Annotated in this window: 2 protein-coding genes and 2 pseudogenes; all 4 read left to right on the forward strand. The window is 55.5% G+C overall.

Features of this window, described 5'->3' with window-relative positions; all coding sequences use genetic code 11:
- Positions 1–195 (forward strand): annotated as a pseudogene (locus H586_RS20835) (hypothetical protein); the annotation flags it as partial.
- Between the two features lie 271 nt (positions 196–466).
- A complete protein-coding gene (locus H586_RS20520) occupies positions 467–619 on the forward strand; it encodes a Com family DNA-binding transcriptional regulator (RefSeq protein ID WP_081428157.1) in 153 nt (50 codons plus the stop codon).
- A gap of 4 nt (positions 620–623) precedes the next feature.
- A complete protein-coding gene (locus tag H586_RS20840; protein ID WP_158303378.1) occupies positions 624–800 on the forward strand; it encodes a hypothetical protein in 177 nt (58 codons plus the stop codon).
- Positions 797–1,028, forward strand: a pseudogene (locus tag H586_RS20975) (ABC transporter ATP-binding protein); the annotation flags it as partial. The gene H586_RS20840 and the pseudogene H586_RS20975, both read left to right, overlap by 4 nt.

Here is a 1,028-nt window from a genome sequence, read left to right on the forward strand (position 1 = left end):
CCCGTGGGTGAGCTTGCCGCCCGTATCCTTGCCAACCGCACCGCATGGGTTGCCGTATCCGGCCATGTGGTAGGCCAGCGCCTTGCCTATCAGGACGCGTTGGAAGCAACGCGGGGACTGGACGATGTGCAGGCGGCAGACGCCATACAGGGCATCAACCCCGTCTACATACTGCCGGAGGTCAACAATACTTAATGAGTGTGGTGAAGTTGGAATAATCTGCAACTTCTAGTGTTCTCTGACAATTGATAGCGATGCAAAAAACGAAAGCGGCCCGGTAGGTGCCGGGCCGCTGACATACTGTTGGAGCAGGCGGGGGACCACAATCCCCCACCGGCGCGGTGTTCGCCCACCGCACCACGGCCCCACGGATGCTTGCGACACATCCGCAGAGATATACCGCTGCTCCGGTTGCCTGATCAGGCCGGAATGGTTGTATCCGGGGGCAAGCAATCTGACAACCAAAATGAGAAAAGAGATACGCTGTGGCCACTGCAATAAGCTGTTGGCCAAGGGAGAGGTCGCGGAGCTGGAAATCAAGTGCCCGCGTTGTGGAACATTCAACCATGTGAGTGCCGAGAGCCCCAAGACAGAACGGCAGGACCGTCAAAACGGATAACTACATGACTGACGAAAGGAAGCTTCCATCTCTGCCGAAGGAGGCACCAGGGCGCCCCGCAACAGAACGCTACCGGGAACAATTTGGTGTGATTGTACTTTGCACTGATGAGGCAGAGCACAAAGAAGTGTATGAACGTCTGATGGGTCTTGGGTTTAAATGCAAGGTGGTGCGTACATGAGGATCAAAGTGCACAACACCTGCCCAGACTACAACAGCTACCGCGCCGCGAGCGTTAAAAGCCTTTTTAATGTGGAACAGGGAAACCACTTCACCCTTGAGGCGGACTTGCCCGTCGAAGAAGTCCCCTGGCGGATAGGGCTCGTTATAGGGCCGTCGGGTTCAGGCAAATCGTCAATAGGAAAACGGTTGGGTGAAGCAGGCTTTTGTTTTCACCAAGAATCCGCAT

The organism is Oleidesulfovibrio alaskensis DSM 16109 (assembly GCF_000482745.1).
GTDB classification, from domain to species: Bacteria; Desulfobacterota; Desulfovibrionia; order Desulfovibrionales; family Desulfovibrionaceae; genus Oleidesulfovibrio; species Oleidesulfovibrio alaskensis.